Consider the following 16,579-nt stretch of genomic DNA (forward strand, 5'->3'; position numbering starts at 1 on the left):
ACTGAAGAAAATACGGATAAAGCCATTGCTGTTGAAAGAACGACGGTTAGACTTTTCTTCATAGAGTTTCTTTCCTCCTAAGTATTTGAAGTTTTTTGTTATAAAATCTTATAACCGATGGGAGTGTGCAGCGATCTTTGCATCACTTTCTTGCAACTTTTTGTATATCACCTCGTCTACAAAAACAGTATACTATTTGCTATACACTCAGTCATTGATAAGTATTTTCCAAAATAAAAAAACGCAGACGCCTCTTTAATGAGGTCATCTGCGTTGTGAATCGTTGTTTATGGAACCATCTTTTGCTGTTTCATTACTCGATATGCAATGACGGAAGCTTGTGCGCGCGTCATGAGCTCTGTCGGATCAAAACGGTATGTTTGTTTCGCTCCGGTCGCTACCGTATTTGCAATGCCTTGCATATAGCCTGCCTTCACGATACCTTCTACAGCTGTTCTTGCATAGAAGTCAATCGAATTGGCATCCGTAAATGATTTCTGCAAGCTTGCGAGCGATTTTGTCGTATCCGTACCCAGCTTCATGTTCGCTGCCCGAGCGATCATAATCGCCGCATCCTGGCGCGTAATCGAACCCCCCGGATTGAACCGATTGCTGGCTTGGCCGCGGATAATACCCGCTCTCGCAGCCGTCTCGACAAATTTGTACTCGTATAAGCCGTAATCCATTTTCAGCACGTCGGAGAACGTGGCATCGCCCTCGTAGTCGAGTGGAACTTTAAACATCTTCACTAACATCTGAGCGAACTCTCCGCGTGTAATCGCATCGTCAGGACTAAAGGAATACGTAGTTCTTGCCTTCATAACCCCTTTGGAATACAAAGTTTCCAATTCGTTCTTCGCATAAGCATGTCCGGTAATATCGTCAAAAGATTTGTCCATATACATGACTTGATAGTAGCCGAACTTTTGGAACGGTACCGTGATGGTATTCGTTCCTGTGTCAACGACGCCTCCGAGATTTTTCCACCCACGGTCGGTTTGATTGGAATAGTTCGGATAAATGTCATAGAAGAACACCGTTACATATTTACCTGAATCCAGTCTGATAGACGAATTATATTTCAACGTCAAAGTACCAGGATTGGTCGGAACGACAAGCTCAGGGTAATTTCTGCTAAAGTATGATCTGCCTGAAATGCTTGAATCGTATGGATCCAAACCAGTACCTGTCAGACCGGCCGCCAGCTCCCCATTGGACGTTGTCGTCGAGCTAGGGTCAATAATAAATCCCGCATCCAGGTAATATAAATCGCTGGCCGTACCGAACGAATTCTCAGTTACCTTCTGAGTAATTAGCGATTTGTAATAGCTGTTCGTCGGATAAGTCGCTTTGTCTATACGTCCGTCGTTAACATCAGCCAATCCAAACAAGAGTTGACGATCATTAGTCAAGTATTGGTTATTGTTCGAGTCGGGCGAGTAGCGTCTCATCTTTGTATCCTTAGGAAATTTCAATTGAATTTTGCCGTTGAATATTTTCAAGTTCGCATTCATGCCCGTCATGTATTCAGCGCCTTGAATATCCGTGTTGGCGTAATAAAGAATAAAGCTCCCGTTTGCTTTACTAGTGCCGCGGTTTACAGTGAACTTGACCGTATTGGCGCCTGGCTTCAAATTTTGAATCGTGTACACATACTGGTCGTAGTTGCCTGTAGTATCGGAAACAGTTTGTTTGGTAGCTTGGCTTTTGCCGAAAACAACACTATCCGCATTTTCGGCGTTAATTTTAACCGTATAGAAGTTGCTGTTGATATTGGCTTGCAAAGTACCGCTGCTGTTCTTTATCAGAACAGGCTGAACCACTGTATAAGAGACGTCCGACCTTGAAATCGTAATCGACTTGGTTGCTGTAATATTTGAATTGTTAGTAATGCTGAATTCAAATACGACATCGCTATTGTTCAGCAGGTTGAATGAGTTTGTCGTGAACGATTGCGGGCTTGATGTGTTATTGATCGCCGTAAAATAATTGCCCGTTCCGGTAGAGATGACGCTCTGATAGTTCGCGCTGGCATCTTTGGTCACGTTGTTGGCGTCGACAGTTTGGTGCAGAACCAAAGCATTGCCGTTTGAGTCCTTCGTATGGACAGTCAGACTCATCGTTTTGATTGTAGGAGTTGTACCGTCCGACAACAAACTTGAGAAAATACCTTTAAACGAAACAGTTCGTTCTGTAGTGGTGTACGTTCCCGCTTGAGCCGCAGCAATAAACTGTGTGCCCGCTGTTCCGGTCTCGACCGGCTTGATGCTGGTAAATGACGGAGCCTCCGTGCTGTACAAATAAATGTTGTAGGATTGCTCAATAATAAAGGTACCACTGACATACACTCTGAATTTCAACGTATTCAGACCTTCTACAAGCACGCTTGACAAAGTTCCGAACGAACTCAAAGGAATTTTGAACACATTCGGATCTGCAGCTGTACTAGGAGAGAAAATGGCATCGTCAGTGCTGCTGTTTAATGTAAACACATTGTTGTTAACATAAACTTCAACTTTATTCGTATTCGCGGTATCTTGGAAGAAGTTCACAACCCGACCCGAAATACAAGGTGCTGATGAAGCGAGCCCGCACTGCAGATTATTAATATTTTTGATCGACATGTTGTTCGAAATATTGTTGACGGTAACATACGGTGCGTTGCTGATATTCAACGAATATGTTGTTATAGCAGCATTATATGGATTGCCTGCAGCGTCAAACGGGTAAATGACCATTTTTTTAGCCCCGTCAGTCAATCCTTGAAGCTTAACTGTGTACAAGTACTCTGTAGGAGACGCTGCACCTAAATTGTCGGGTTTGCGGATACCGGTCGTATTGTCGACATTCGGCGCCGTACCGCCGCTTACATAATCGGCCATATATGTCGTTCCGTCCAAATCGACACGAAGCGTCGATGTATACGTATTCGCATAAATCATCAATGTCGCTGGCAATTCGCTGATTACGTTCGTATCTGACAAGCTCAATTGGCTTTCTACGCCGGTTTTCAGAGTAACTTTATTAATGTAAGGTTTTGCAGGATCCACATATTTAAAATTGTAAGTCGTCGTCACATCGGAAAGGGTGCCCGTGCTATCCTTGAATGTAAATGTAAGCAACTGCGGATTGGCCGTGCTAATGGAAGCAATGTTAGTATTGACAGTAACATCGCTGACCGCGTACTCGCCGGACCTTGTTAGCGCCGAGTTCTTGCTCAAAGTAACTGTCGTGGAGGTTGCACTATTGGCGACAACTTTCGTTGCATCATTCGATGTAAAATCGACATTGCTGGCAATGGTTGTCCCATTAATCGCGATATCCGCATATGTATACTTCGTAACGGATGTACCGCTAAAGTAATCGCTCTTGATGCTGGCTTTAATCGTTACGGCAGTGCTCCCGAAAGTAGGAACCGTAATTAAATCTTGATAAGCAGGAGTTGCCGCAGTTGCGGCGATCTGACCGTTAAAAGCGAACGGGCCGCCATTGTCGTACCATATTTTCTTGGTTACGGAATATTTGTTCGTATCGTTGCTGGCGACAAACGTGATTTGGTTGTCACCGGGCGTAAAGCAAAAGTTGGTGGTCGATGAACAAGTCGTTGTCGATTTCGTTTTATCGTCCCCGGTAAAATAAACGGATCCGTCGCTGCTTAAGAAACCGTCTTTGGTTACAGTATCGCCCAGCATCATACCTTCAACTTTCGTTGAGTTAGGCGCATTGGCTTTAATTTGAATGCCGGTAGTGCCCGCTTTCAGCGGACCGCGGTTAACCGGATACATCGTACCGTCCACCCAATTGGCCGTATTGACCGTGAAACCGGACAAAGTAGTCGTAGGAGCATAATAAACCCACCCAGGTGCGGATGCATAAGAATCCGAATCGCCGAGCATAACGACGATTTTGTTTAAGCCCTCTTTAAGAGCGACATTTCGAAAATATACCTGATTGGCGGAAGATGTCTGCGCCTTGTTGTTTTTCTCAGTCGTTACGGTTCCCGAGTTCACATTCGTAACAACGTAATACAAGGAACTAATCTGGGAATCAGTTACACCCGTTATGTTCACATAAAGTGTAAAAGGCAAAGAAGTAATACGGGTAACTTTGCTATCGTCGGCTGGCGCTTCGGTTGAGGTTCCTGAGTTGGCCGTGTCCGTGTAAAGATTGGTGATCGTAAGCGTAGCAGCAGCATACGCCGTCATCGAGGGCAGCAAACTGACCAGCATCGCAAAAATTAAAGCTAAACTTGTCCACTTTTTCTTAAGTAGTTTCAAAACTGGCTCCTCCTTAATTGTGTCATTCATCTATTCTTTAAAATTTCAAGCTATCCTTCCTTATTCGACAATCCCTCCCAAATACTTCTATCATTCTACAAAATTAGACGTCGCAATAAACCAAAAGTTGTTGTATCATTCTTATCGGTAAAATACGCTGAAATGTTTAGAGCTAGAAAAAAATGAGATTACCCCCTGCCAAGGAGGATTCAAGAATGAACGAGTTGCGGTTTTCGGTTAAGCTTGCCGGAGAGACCATGATGATCTGCGCGCGGTTTGTGTGGCGTCGTATGAGCGGTAGGTCAGACCTAGCCGGGCCGGGAAAGCCTGGCTGCCCAGAACCCCCCGCGTCAGAGGCGACAGATACAACTCGCCTGGTTGTACGAAAAACCTGCAAAAATACATGAATTTGCGTCCGTGATCGCCGGCAACGAAGAATTCCTGCAATAGTGCAGGCTTTCCAGCAAAAACATGGACTCCGATTCGTTTTCAGCGAAAATTCCTGCACTTTTGCAGGTTTCCCGCTAAAATAAACCAATTCCCAAAGAAAAACCTGCACTTTCGCAGGTTTTCTTTCTATCAAGCTGCTTCCTGCCAAGTTGCGCGGTTCACGACCTACGCAAAGAGAGGGCGCGTTGGGATAAATCAGCCTATCCCCCCGAATTAGGGCCCTTTGGTTCCCCCAACTATAACAAAGTGTCCTGACTTTCTCGGGCAGCTTACCCAAATCAAAAAAAGCCCGGTCCGCTAAGGACTGGGCTTGTATTATTTTCAAAAAAACTATTTTCCGACCCGGTCGGTCTGAACCTGCTTGCGCATGAGCTTTTGCAGGAAATTCAGGATCGGCTTGCGGCTCTTGCTGATGATGCCGATGGCTTCGGCTCCGACGAGCATGATCAAGAAAAGCGCGACGACAATCACTACCCAGCCCCACAAAATTTGCTGAGACATCAATACCGAGCACACCACTGCACTGCCGCCGAAAATCAAGGCGATTCCATAAATAATCAGCACGCTCGTACGGTGGCTGAAGCCCATTTGCAGCAAGCAATGATGCAGATGGCTTTTGTCAGGCGCTGAAATCGGCAGCTTGTTGACATAACGGCGTATGATTGCGAAGAACGTATCGGATAACGGTACGCCCAAAATCATGATCGGCAGCAGCAACGACACTACGGCAGCTTGTTTAAAACCGAGAATCGAAAGCGTCGCAAGCGCGAAGCCGAGGAACAGCGCCCCGGAGTCGCCCATAAAAATTTTGGCCGGATGGAAATTGTAGAACATGAAACCAACGATGCTTCCAAGCAAAATGATGCTCAGCAGCACAACGGTAGCGTTCGGCATCATCAAGGCGAGCACCAGAATAGTAAGCGTCGCGATACCGGAAACGCCGGCCGACAGGCCGTCCAATCCGTCAATCAAGTTAATTGCGTTCGAAACGCCGACAATCCACAATATCGTAATCGGAATGCTCAACCAACCGATAGGAAGGTTCGTTTCTCCAAAAGGAATGTTCACGAGATCGATCGTAAGACCGAAAGAAACGACAACGCATGCGGCAATAAGCTGCCCAAGCAGTTTCCATTTCGGCGAAAGCTGGAACCGGTCGTCCAATGCGCCTGTAATAACGATAATAGCGCCTCCGATAAGCAGACCGAATGCCGCATCCGAGTTGAAAACTTTGAGTGCTGGAGAGATAACGAAATAAGCGCCGACGAAAGCAAGGAAAATAGCCAGTCCTCCCAGACGCGGCATAATTCGAGTATGTACCTTACGATGGTTCGGCGCGTCGACGGCTCCTACCCAGAAGGCAAATTTTTTGACCAAGGGTGTCAGCAGCAACGCCAGCAGGCATGAAGCGATAAACCCAATCGCATATAATCCATACATCTTCTTCTTCACAGCTCCTCTTGTCTTGGGTGGCAGGTTATCCGCCCGCCGAAATGAATTATACTCCGAATTGTCCGCGAATACCACTGTTAAATTTGTCTGAAATCGCTGTTTTCAGCTTATTTTCATAATTATTTTCAAACTTTTGTGACTTTATCTTTTTCGCGGATCACTTTCACTGCGAATTTCGGAAGTATAAGCATTCTTTTGTAGCGCCACGGCTCTTGCAAAAGCCGGTAAAACCACTCCAAGCGAAGTTTTTGAAACAAAATGGGGGCCCTTTTTAACTTGCCCGAAAGTACGTCAAAACTTCCCCCCACCCCCATCATTACCGGGATGCCAAGCTGTTGTTTATATTTGGCAATCCAGGGCTCCTGATTGGCCGCGGATCGTCCCACGAAAAGCAAATCCGGCGAAGCGTTCACGATATCCCGGATGACTTCGGCATCCTGTTCGGCGCCGAAATATCCGTCACGGACTCCGACAAGCCGGATGTCGGGGTACATGGCTCTAAGCCGATTCGCCGCCGCTTCAATCACATCGGGAGATGCGCCGAGCAAATAAACCTTCCACCCGCGCGGCTCTCCGATTTTCATCAGCTCGTGCAACAGGTCGTAGCCTGCTACCCGCTCCGCCACGGGCTCGCCCACATATCCCGAGGCCCAGACTACACCCGTTCCGTCGGGGACGATCAGCTCGGCTTCCTGCATCATGCGAAGATAAGCCGGATCGTCAAGCGCGGACATTACCATAATCGGATTGGCCGTAATAATTTGATGCGGCCGTCTGCGCTCGATGGTATCGGTCAAATAAGCGACCGTCTGCTTCATATCCATTTTGGATATGGGAACCCCGTAGATCCGGACTTTTGGAACAGCTGCAGCCGAAACGGAAGCTGCTTGCGAAGCGGTCGATGTCTGCACACTCATGGAAATCTCACCCTTTATGACGTTGAAATCAGGACTTTAGTTCAGTCAAGACAAAAAAATTAGCTTTTGGAGCTGTAAAAAGCGGCGATCCGCTGCGCAGGACGCTGCGCCTGCGCTTTCAGCTCTGCGATGGCGGCGCGCTTATCCGCCGCCCACTGCTCCCGCCCGCCGAGAAGCCGCTGCGCCTCGGCGGTCAAAGCGTCGGCATCGAAGCTTGCGGTCGATGCCGCGGCTTTCATGCCGAGCCGATGGAGGAACTGGTCGATCTTCGGATCGTACGAGATGCCGACCATCGGCACAAACTGCGAGGCTGCATAGATCAGGGAATGCAGCCTCATCCCGATGAGCAGGTCGCAGCTGGCAACCTGCTCCAGCATGTCCTGCGGATGGGCGATGCCCCGCGCCAGCTCCACACGCCCCCCGTGATCGCCGCCCATGCGGTCGATCACGAACTGCGAGGCCACCTCGTCCGAAGGGAGGTGGAAGGGCAGGAACCGCAGCCGCACGTCCGAGCGGGCTGCGAGCAGCTGCGCCAAGGACCGCGAGAGAGCTTCCAGCTCCGAGCGGTCCTCGTTCCAGAAGCGGACGGACACGCCGACCGTCCGCACCCCCGCGGGCGCGCCGTCGGCCGCGTCCGGACCGCCCGACCCGGACGCGCCGCGCAGCGGCAGGCCCATGACCGGGTCGGGCACGACCTCGATGCGCTCCCGCGGGAGGCGCATCGAAGCCAGCAGGTCCGCGGACTCCGTGTCGCGGACCGAGACATACGGGCAGCGACGGAACGCGCCGCGGATCCAGCCGTCGAACATCCGGCGGTTGACCGGGCCGATGCCCTGCGAGTACACGAACGCGGGCTTGCCCAGCCACTGCGCCAGCTTGAGAATCGCCAAGTAGTAGACCATCGACTTGGCGCTCGTGACGTCCTGCAGCAGGCTGCCGCCGCCGCTGATCAATCCGTCGGCTTCCCGCAGCGCTTGCAGCACGGCTCCCGGCTTCATCCGGTGGTAGGCCCGGACACCGTACATCCGGGCGGTTTGATCGGGACTCGCTGACAGCACGATCGGTTCAATCTTCACGCCCTGCGCCTCTCCCTGCTCCTGCAGAGCGAGCAGAATTGACTGCAGGACGGCTTCGTCGCCGCTGTTATCGAAGCCATAGTAACCGGAAAGCACTATTTTACAGCTCGGGGCACCCATCGTTTCCAACTCCTTGCGACAATCTCCCATGCTGCAATCAGTACGAGGCCAATCAATACGCCGAACCCGATTCCGTACGAAATGCGGATCAACGAAATGTGAAGCGGTGTATGCAAATGTGCGAACGTATCGACGATCGACAGTTGGCCGATAACGCCGATAAAGAGCAAATACACAGCTTGTCTATACCGAACGGACAGGTAGGCCCCTAACAGGAAGAGCGGATGCGCGATCAGGAACTCCTTCGTCCGGGGACGTACGCCCAGCGTATTTTCCAGGAAAGAACGGAACAATTTTTCAAACGCGGACGCTTGTCCTTCGTTACCTGTTCTCGTTAAGTAATAGTAAATTGCCGCAAGAGCAACAGCCGCCGTGACGACCCAAAGCACACTTATATAGGAAGAAAGAATTTTTCGAATTTGCGCCAGCTTGTCCGCGTACGTGTTGTTTTCGCTGAAAAGCAGCAAATAGAGACCCACGATCCCGATTGGAATCAAATGCAGCACTCCCACGCCGCGGAACTGCTGCAGCACGAGCATATATGTGATGTGATTCAGCAAAGCGACTTCATATAAGACTCCGATGAAGGAGATCGCCGAGGTTTTTATCAGCTGCCATAGTCCGTAAGCGAGGCCGGATTTCCACTTGGCCGCTTGCCCTGACCGAACCGAATGGATCGCCAGCATCATAGCCACGCTCGGCGCGCAAATCGCCGTACCCAGCGCCAGCCCCTGTGCATACAGATTTGCTGAAAGTATATGCAGCGCCGCGGCTCCAAGGATGCCGACCACAAATAAGAACAGTGCGGCTTCAGGCACGAAAAAGGATACGGCAAGGGCGATCAAGCTGACACCGCCAATTAGTATTAATGCACTCGCCGCCTTCTGCCAGGAGGTTGTCGTTACTTGGAAAGCTTTGGCTTGCCCCAAAGTAAAGCCGGCTTTTTCAATGCGCGGTATGGCCCCGTCCTTTCCGTTCAAGCTCTCGTACAGGGCGTTCAACGGATCGACCAGCTTCGCTTTGTCCGGATTTTTAAGCGGCTTGGCGTTCAAATACACCATGCGGATGTCGCGGTCCTTCACGGCAAGCACGAACCGGTCGGCGACCCCTTGTATCCGGTCCTCCAGCTCCGGTTTGGTCAGCGGCTCCATCAGCTTCTCGCCGTCTTTTTCCGTAAACGAATGCAGCCGGACGACATCGTAATTCGTTTGCTTGGCTAATGTATTGAACCCTTTTTGAGGCTCCTTGAGCATTTCGATTGCCGCCAGACCGATTCCGTTCTTATGAAGAAGTTCGGCCATTTTATTCAGATTGACTTCGGTATTTTCTTCCGTGTAGCCGGGAACTTCACTGCCGTCCACAATCATGCGCCTGACTCCGAGGTCATACAACTGCTTGAGCAGCCGATCCATATCATTCGTTACGAACGGCCGGCGGTTCGAAAGCCGCACTACAATGTTGAAGCCCTGTTCTTTAAGCATCTTCAACGTCAGCGGATCCGGATCCATCGACTTGATCGATGCTTCGTCCGAGCTCATTTCAATCACAAGCCCGTTTTTATTTTTGAAGCTCCACGGCCTCGTCGCTACTTTCAAGTCGCCGAACGCCTTCTGGATCATCGGCTGCAGCGCTTGCTGTGTGGCGTTATCGGCAAACAAAATATAAGTGAAGTTCTCGTTCGGATCGCCGAAAGTTTGTGTCAACGACATCGCGTCCCGGGAGTTGTACATCTCGATTCTGCGGCTCTCCCTCAGCTCGGAGAGGGTCGATTCGAAGACGGATATGGAGGTGATTCCCGCCTCTTTCATGCGTTTGAGATGATCCGCAACAAAGCTTCGCGGATTCGTCTGGACATCTGCAATATCCAGCAAATTCCGGTAATTGAAGACGAACTCCACCTGCTTCTCGGACGTTTCCGTCTGCTGACGGGCGTATACGAGCGGAAGCGAGCCGAGCATGCCTATGATGACGAGCCACCACAAAATTTTTCTGAAGGGACGATTCCACATTTGATACCGCTGTATCAAGTCATTCACTCCTGTCTGTCTGTTCGGCGCATTTCACTTATACATTCGAAAACCTCTCCATTCCCTGAAGCCGCGGGAGAAGGTCAAATGAATACGGATTTGCATTCCAGTTATCATTCATTAGACGACCTATCCCCGACTCAGGTTCTGAAGAGGTTCATTCCATTCTATTGAAAATTTTATCAGTTCTGCGGCTGCGCGTCTACACGGCTAAGCACGTAGCGGATAATGCCGTTCAACTGTTCGGATGCTTGAGCGCCGGAATTTCCCTTCACCGCAAAATAGAACTTGATCTTGGGCTCTGTGCCGGATGGACGAAGGCAGAACCAGGAACCGTCCTCCAGGATGAATTTCAAGACGTTTTCCTTCGGCAATCCGTGAATGCCTTTTTCGTAATCTTCCACTTCGGCTACGCGCAGGCCGTGAATATCCGCAGGGGGATTCGTTCTCCAATCCTGCATGATCCGTCCGATTTGCTCGACGCCGTCCTTGCCTTTGAGCGTTCTTGATTCCAGCTTTTCCAAAAAGTAGCCGAAAGATGCGTACAGCTCCTGCAATACCTCGTACAAGGTTTTGCCCTGCTTCTTGTAATAAGCGGCCGCTTCGCAAATGAGCATGGCGGCGATGACCGCGTCCTTGTCCCTGGCGTAGTCGCCGGCCAAATAGCCGTAGCTCTCCTCATACCCGAACAAGAAGGTATGCTCGCCGGATTTTTCGAATCCGGTCATTTTCTCGCCGATATATTTGAAACCGGTCAGCGTATTTAATGTAGGCACTCCATAATGATTGGCGATAACCGCTCCCATTTCGCTGGTTACGATCGTTTTCACTACGACGCCACCCGCAGGCAGGGCGCCGCGCTCTTTCAGGCTGGACAACAGGTAGTTGACCATTATCGCCCCGGACTGGTTGCCGGTCAGCACGAAATATTCGCCATTCGAATCTTTCACTACGGCCCCCATGCGGTCCGCATCCGGATCGGTTCCGATGATGATATCGGCATTCCAGGCTTTCGCTTGCTCGATGGCAATCGCGAAGGCGTCCTTCTCCTCCGGGTTCGGGGATTTGACGGTCGAGAACTGCGAGTCCGGCTGTTCTTGCTCCGCCACTACGCGCACCTGTTTGAAGCCGACCGCTTTCAGCACCTCGCGCACCGGCACATTTCCCGAACCGTGAAGCGGTGTAAACACAACGCGGAAATCGTCGTTGATTTCCTTGATAACTTCGGGATTCTGACTTATTCCCGACACAGCCTGAATATATTTGGCGTCTACTTCTTCGCCCAGCCATTGCAGAAGCCCTTGCGACTCCGCTTCCGCTTGCGTCAGCTTCTTCACTTTATCAAAAGCATCCACGCCGTTCACTTGCGCGATGACCTGTTCTGCAAACTCGGGAACAAGCTGGCCGCCGTCCGAGCCGTATACTTTGTAGCCGTTGTACTCCGGAGGATTGTGGCTGGCCGTGATTACGACACCCGCCGTCGCTCCGAGGTAACGCACTGCGAACGAAAGCTCCGGCGTCGGGCGAAGCGTTTTGAATACGTAAGCTTTCACTCCGTTTCCTGCAAATACCAAAGCGGATTCCAGCGCAAACTCAGGCGACATATGACGCGAATCATAGGCGATGACAATAGAAGGGCTTGGCGTTTTCGTTTGCAGCACGTATTGCGCTAACCCTTGCGAAGCGCGTCCTACAGTGTAAATATTAATCCTGTTCGTGCCTGCGCCGATTACCCCTCGCAATCCTCCTGTACCAAATTCCAGATCCTTATAAAAACGATCCTCGATTTCCTTAGCATCCCCGCTGATAGCGCGCAGTTCTTCCTTAGTTAAGGCATCAACAGCCGGGTCCTCCATCCATAATTGGTATTGTGTTTGTACACGCGTCATAGTTGTCAGGTTCATCTCCTTTTATCTGTCTTATTTATTAGCAAGGGCGAACATAAGCTCGCCTTCGACTACCACTTTGTCGCCTACTTTCGCTACGGCCTGTCCTTTTACAATCGTGCCTTTCATTCTGGTTACCGTAAGTTCAAGTGTCAACGTATCGCCGGGCACGACTTGCTCGCGCCAGCGAATACCGTCTGCGCCGGCAAATAAACCGATCTTTCCTTTATATTGAGGCATGGAAAGAATCGCCACAGCACCTACCTGTGCCAGCGCTTCTATAATAAGCACTCCCGGCATCACCGGGTATCCCGGGAAATGTCCGGCAAAAAACGGTTCATTCATCGTTACGTTTTTGATGCCTACAGCTCTGACCCCTTCTTCTAATTCCAAAATGCGGTCCACCAGCAAAAAGGGGGGCCTGTGAGGGATAATCTCCTGAATTTGATTGATATCTAGCATGCCGTTGATGCTCTCCTTTCGATGTTTGCATAAAACACAAGGCAATAACTTACAATAATGGTGTCCCCTCGCGATCTGCAGCAGTGAGGGTTGATATAAGGGAGCTTATGTGTAGACCCGTTAGGCAGGTCCATACATAGGTTCTTTTTTCACGATTTCATATTTGCTCTGCGGTTTAATAAGAGGAATTGAATGATATAGATAATGGAAGTTGCAAAGGAGACGATGATGACGAACCACAGATAGACCGTAGCGAAGTCTAACTGAAAGACGATAAATAATATGGCCAAATAATACAATACGGTCGTCAGCTTCCCCATTGCGTTAGCGGGAACGGTCAGCTTGCCCCGAAAGTGAACCAATGCCGAGCCTATAATCATGCCAAGATCCCGGATAAACATCGCTGCCGCCGCCTGCCAAGGGATCATCCCGGAAATAAGCAGCGAGAGAATGACGGCGATCATCATGCATTTGTCGGCGAGCGGGTCCAGCATAACGCCGACCTGCGTGACGAGCCCCCGGGTTCTGGCTATATATCCGTCCAAAATATCGGTGAGTCCGGCAAGGAGCAGGATGAGGAATGCGGTCCGGACGTATCCGTCAAAAAATAAGATCAAATAAACAGGGATCAGGCCAAATCTGCTTATCGTCAGGATGTTCGGTAGATTCAAGGTACCCCTCCCCTTGCTGCCACGCCTTATATATTTCTATACCCTTATCCTAAACCTTCATCCATTATACCTTTCCTTACCAAAAAATAAAACTCCCACGAGGGAGTTCTGTTAATTTGCAAACACCAGATCGTACAAGTGTTTCCAAGTGCTCATATGAAAAATTTCCGAAGCCGGCTGGCCGCCGAATTTGCTGTAGCCGAGCCAAAGACCGGCATAAATGGCCAAAAGCGCCAGGACAGGAATACGTATTATCTTTATAATTAGCAGGACGATTTTCAACCATTTAGGCTTTTGCTTTTTTTTAGGTTTTGGCTTCTGCTTATCTTTCGCAGGAGCTGACGTTTCAGACATCGAACCCGGTTCCCTCCCTATCTCCATCAGGCACGCAAGTTATTCGCGATGTTCATCATCTGATCGGAAGAAGTGATCGCCCGGGAATTCAGCTGAAGCGCTCTTTGCACCATGACCAAATCCGTCATTTCATCGGATAGGTTAACGTTGGATTGCTCCAGGAAACCCTGCATCAGCGTTACCCGGTCTGTAGGGTCGGCTTGAGCTCCGTTGACGTTTTGAAGAACATTCTGGGTATTCGCCACGCCGGCCTGCAGCGTGTACAGGTTCTCTCCCATATCCTGCAGAAGCTGCGGACGCACGACGCGAACAAGCTTGATCTGCTGCCCTGTATCAACGGGAGCCGAGCCTGGCGCAAGCTCGTTGTACACTCTGATTCTGCCGTCCGGTTCCACGACAGGACGGGAGTTAGCCTGGATACGGATCGGCTGGCCGTCAGTGCCGTTCACAAAATAGCCTTCCTTGGTCGTCAGCACCGAGCCGCCGCTGCCGTCCGGGGTCAAGCTAAATCCGCCATTGCGCGTCCACGCGGTCTGAGGAACTTGAACCCCGTTCTGATCGGCCTTGTAGACCGTTACTTCAAAAAGCCCGTCGCCTTGAATCGCAAAGTCCGTCGAATTCCCCGTAGGCTGAATCGGTCCTTGAGCCATGTTCGTCTGAATTTGCACGAGCCTTGCGCCCCAGCCTTGGTTAAAACCGAGCGGTGAGAACCGACCCTGCTGGCGAAAGCCTTCAGGCTGGTTTTTGATATTCGTCAAGACATCCTCGAAGGAGGCCTCTTTCTTTTTGAATCCGTTGGTGTTCACATTCGCAATATTGTTCGCCAAAATATCCAGCTTCTGTTGCAAGCCATGCATAGATACCGACGAGTTGATCATTGAGTTGTTCACGGATAGTTCCCCCTAAGAGATCTGCTTCAGCAAAACCGGCTTCGAATCCGTCGCCCTATACGCGACCGACTTCATTAGCTGCTTTATCCATGCTTTTGTCGTAAAACTGAATCACTTTTTGGTTCGCTTCATACGCGCGCAAGGCAGACATCATGTCGACCATCGATTGAGCCGAATCTACGTTGGAGCGCTCGATAAAGCCTTGGCGCACCTCAACCTGGTCGCCTGGCGCAACCTGCGTTACCGTGGCTTCATCGCCGGGATTGATGCGGTACAAGCCGTTGCCTTCGCGAAGCAGCAGGTTCGGGTTCTCCGCGCGGGACAGCATCAATCCGATCGGCTGGTTTGCGGCGTTCAGCATCGGCTGGCCATCGCTGTTCAGAAGCTCCCCTTTGTCGGTTACCTTAAAAGTGCGGATCGGCAAATTGGTTGCAGGATCAACCAGCACGATCGGCTGGCCGTCCCGTCCGAGCACCCGGTTGCCGTTGCCGTTCACAAGCTGTCCGGTCGGGTCGACCGTGAATTTCCCGTTCAACGAATAGCGCTGCTCGCCGTTCGCGTTCTGCACCGTAAACAGCGCTTGCGGTTGGAACGTAAGCGTGCCGTCCGCATTCACATATTTGCCCGAAGCGTCAAACGTTGCCCCGGGAACCTGAATGTTGGAAACCAGCGCGAAGTCAAAAGGATTTTGCGTCTCCTGCAAGTCGCCTTGCGCATGGAGCGAGATATTCTCTTCGGCGAACACGCCTGTGTTCAGCCTTCCGAGCGGAGCCGTCGAGGCGCCTTGGCCTCCCCGAATCGTGGAGATCAGCATTTCCGGAAACGAACGGGAGAGCGAGTTGCCTTGCTTGAATCCCGGCGAATTGATATTCGCAATGTTATTCGTAATGGTATCGTGTCTCCGCTGCTCGGAAATCATTCCGGAGGCCGCGGTGTATAGTCCTCTCAGCATGCATCTTCACCCCTGTTTGGAATCGCTAAGCCTAATTAGAATTTGCGTTTGGTCACTTTATCCAGGTTGTCCAGCATGATGCCCGTTCCTTTGACGACGCAGGACATCGGGTCCTCGGCAATCAAGACGGGCACCTTGAGCTCGTCCGCCAGCAATTGGTCCAAACCGTGCAGCATCGCTCCGCCGCCGGTCAAAATAACGCCTCTGTCGATAATGTCCGCCGAAAGCTCTGGCGGAGTCCGCTCCAGTACGCTCTTGGCCGCCGTCACGATGGATGACACCGGATCCCATAGCGCTTCCTGCACTTCGCTCGAATGAATCGTAATGGTCAGCGGCAAGCCCGATACCATGTCTCTTCCGCGAATGTCCATCTCTTCGTCGCGGCCGTCCGGATACACCGTTCCGATTCTGATTTTAATATCTTCGCTCGTCCGTTCCCCGATAAGGAGCTTGTACTTATTTTTGATATACTTCGTAATGGACGTATCGAACTTGTCCCCCGCAATCTTAATGGAAGAGGAGGTGACGATGTCGCCCATTGACAGCACGGCCACATCCGTCGTTCCTCCGCCGATATCTACAACCATGTTGCCGCTAGGCTGGAAAATGTCCATTCCGGCGCCAATCGCCGCCGCCTTCGGCTCTTCTTCCATGAATACTTCCCGGGCACCGCTGCGCTCAGCCGCTTCGCGGATCGCCTTTTGCTCGACCGAGGTAATATTGGTGGGAGCGCAAATGAGAATTCTCGGATGAGAATACCATTGTTTGCCCCCCACTTTGGCGATAAAATGCTTCAACATCATTTCCGTGATCTCAAAGTCCGCAATAACGCCGTCCTTCAACGGACGAATCGCGATAATGTTGCCCGGCGTACGGCCTACCATCCGGAAAGCTTCCTCGCCGACGGCCAGCACGCGCTTCGTATCGCTTTCAATCGCAACAACGGAAGGCTCGTCGAGCACGACGCCTCGTCCTTTGACGTGGATGAGCACATTCGCCGTGCCGAGATCTATCCCAATATCCTTGCTGAACATTTCCTGTTAAT

12 protein-coding genes are annotated in these 16,579 nt (G+C 50.7%); all 12 read right to left on the bottom strand.

Annotated features, from left to right (window positions below):
• Positions 1-287 precede the first annotated feature (287 nt).
• The gene (locus tag AC3G2T_RS31740; protein WP_488438021.1) at positions 288-4,277 is read right to left on the bottom strand and encodes an S-layer homology domain-containing protein; all 3,990 of its coding nucleotides are present in this window, start codon (positions 4,275-4,277) and stop codon (positions 288-290) included.
• 780 nt (positions 4,278-5,057) lie between these two features.
• Complete coding sequence (locus AC3G2T_RS31745) at positions 5,058-6,167, bottom strand: MraY family glycosyltransferase (protein ID WP_474684389.1); 1,110 nt, start codon at positions 6,165-6,167, stop codon at positions 5,058-5,060.
• A gap of 137 nt (positions 6,168-6,304) precedes the next feature.
• The gene (locus AC3G2T_RS31750) at positions 6,305-7,096 is read right to left on the bottom strand and encodes a WecB/TagA/CpsF family glycosyltransferase (RefSeq protein ID WP_488438022.1); all 792 of its coding nucleotides are present in this window, start codon (positions 7,094-7,096) and stop codon (positions 6,305-6,307) included.
• Between the two features lie 59 nt (positions 7,097-7,155).
• A complete protein-coding gene (csaB, locus tag AC3G2T_RS31755) occupies positions 7,156-8,292 on the bottom strand; it encodes a polysaccharide pyruvyl transferase CsaB (RefSeq protein ID WP_488438023.1) in 1,137 nt (378 codons plus the stop codon).
• Complete coding sequence (locus AC3G2T_RS31760; protein ID WP_488438024.1) at positions 8,268-10,319, bottom strand: DUF5693 family protein; 2,052 nt, start codon at positions 10,317-10,319, stop codon at positions 8,268-8,270. The genes csaB and AC3G2T_RS31760 overlap by 25 nt, the downstream gene beginning before the upstream one ends.
• A gap of 182 nt (positions 10,320-10,501) precedes the next feature.
• Positions 10,502-12,208 (bottom strand): phospho-sugar mutase, encoded by a 1,707-nt coding sequence (locus tag AC3G2T_RS31765; protein ID WP_474684364.1) that lies wholly within the window; start codon positions 12,206-12,208, stop codon positions 10,502-10,504.
• 30 nt (positions 12,209-12,238) lie between these two features.
• Positions 12,239-12,667, bottom strand: a complete 429-nt coding sequence (gene fabZ / locus AC3G2T_RS31770; protein ID WP_474684365.1) for a 3-hydroxyacyl-ACP dehydratase FabZ — start codon at positions 12,665-12,667, stop codon at positions 12,239-12,241.
• 149 nt (positions 12,668-12,816) lie between these two features.
• Positions 12,817-13,338, bottom strand: a complete 522-nt coding sequence (locus tag AC3G2T_RS31775) for a CDP-alcohol phosphatidyltransferase family protein (protein WP_474684366.1) — start codon at positions 13,336-13,338, stop codon at positions 12,817-12,819.
• A 111-nt stretch (positions 13,339-13,449) separates the two neighbouring features.
• On the bottom strand, positions 13,450-13,692 hold the full coding sequence (locus tag AC3G2T_RS31780; RefSeq protein ID WP_474684367.1) for a DNA-directed RNA polymerase subunit beta: 243 nt from the start codon (positions 13,690-13,692) through the stop codon (positions 13,450-13,452).
• A 26-nt stretch (positions 13,693-13,718) separates the two neighbouring features.
• Positions 13,719-14,582, bottom strand: coding sequence for a flagellar hook-basal body protein (locus AC3G2T_RS31785; RefSeq protein ID WP_488438025.1), 864 nt, complete (start codon positions 14,580-14,582; stop codon positions 13,719-13,721).
• Positions 14,583-14,637: 55 nt separating this feature from the next.
• Positions 14,638-15,534, bottom strand: coding sequence for a flagellar hook-basal body protein (locus AC3G2T_RS31790; protein ID WP_474684369.1), 897 nt, complete (start codon positions 15,532-15,534; stop codon positions 14,638-14,640).
• 35 nt (positions 15,535-15,569) lie between these two features.
• The gene (gene mreB, locus AC3G2T_RS31795; RefSeq protein ID WP_474684370.1) at positions 15,570-16,568 is read right to left on the bottom strand and encodes a rod shape-determining protein; all 999 of its coding nucleotides are present in this window, start codon (positions 16,566-16,568) and stop codon (positions 15,570-15,572) included.
• Positions 16,569-16,579 lie beyond the last annotated feature (11 nt).

It is taken from the genome of Paenibacillus sp. sgz302191, assembly GCF_057749925.1.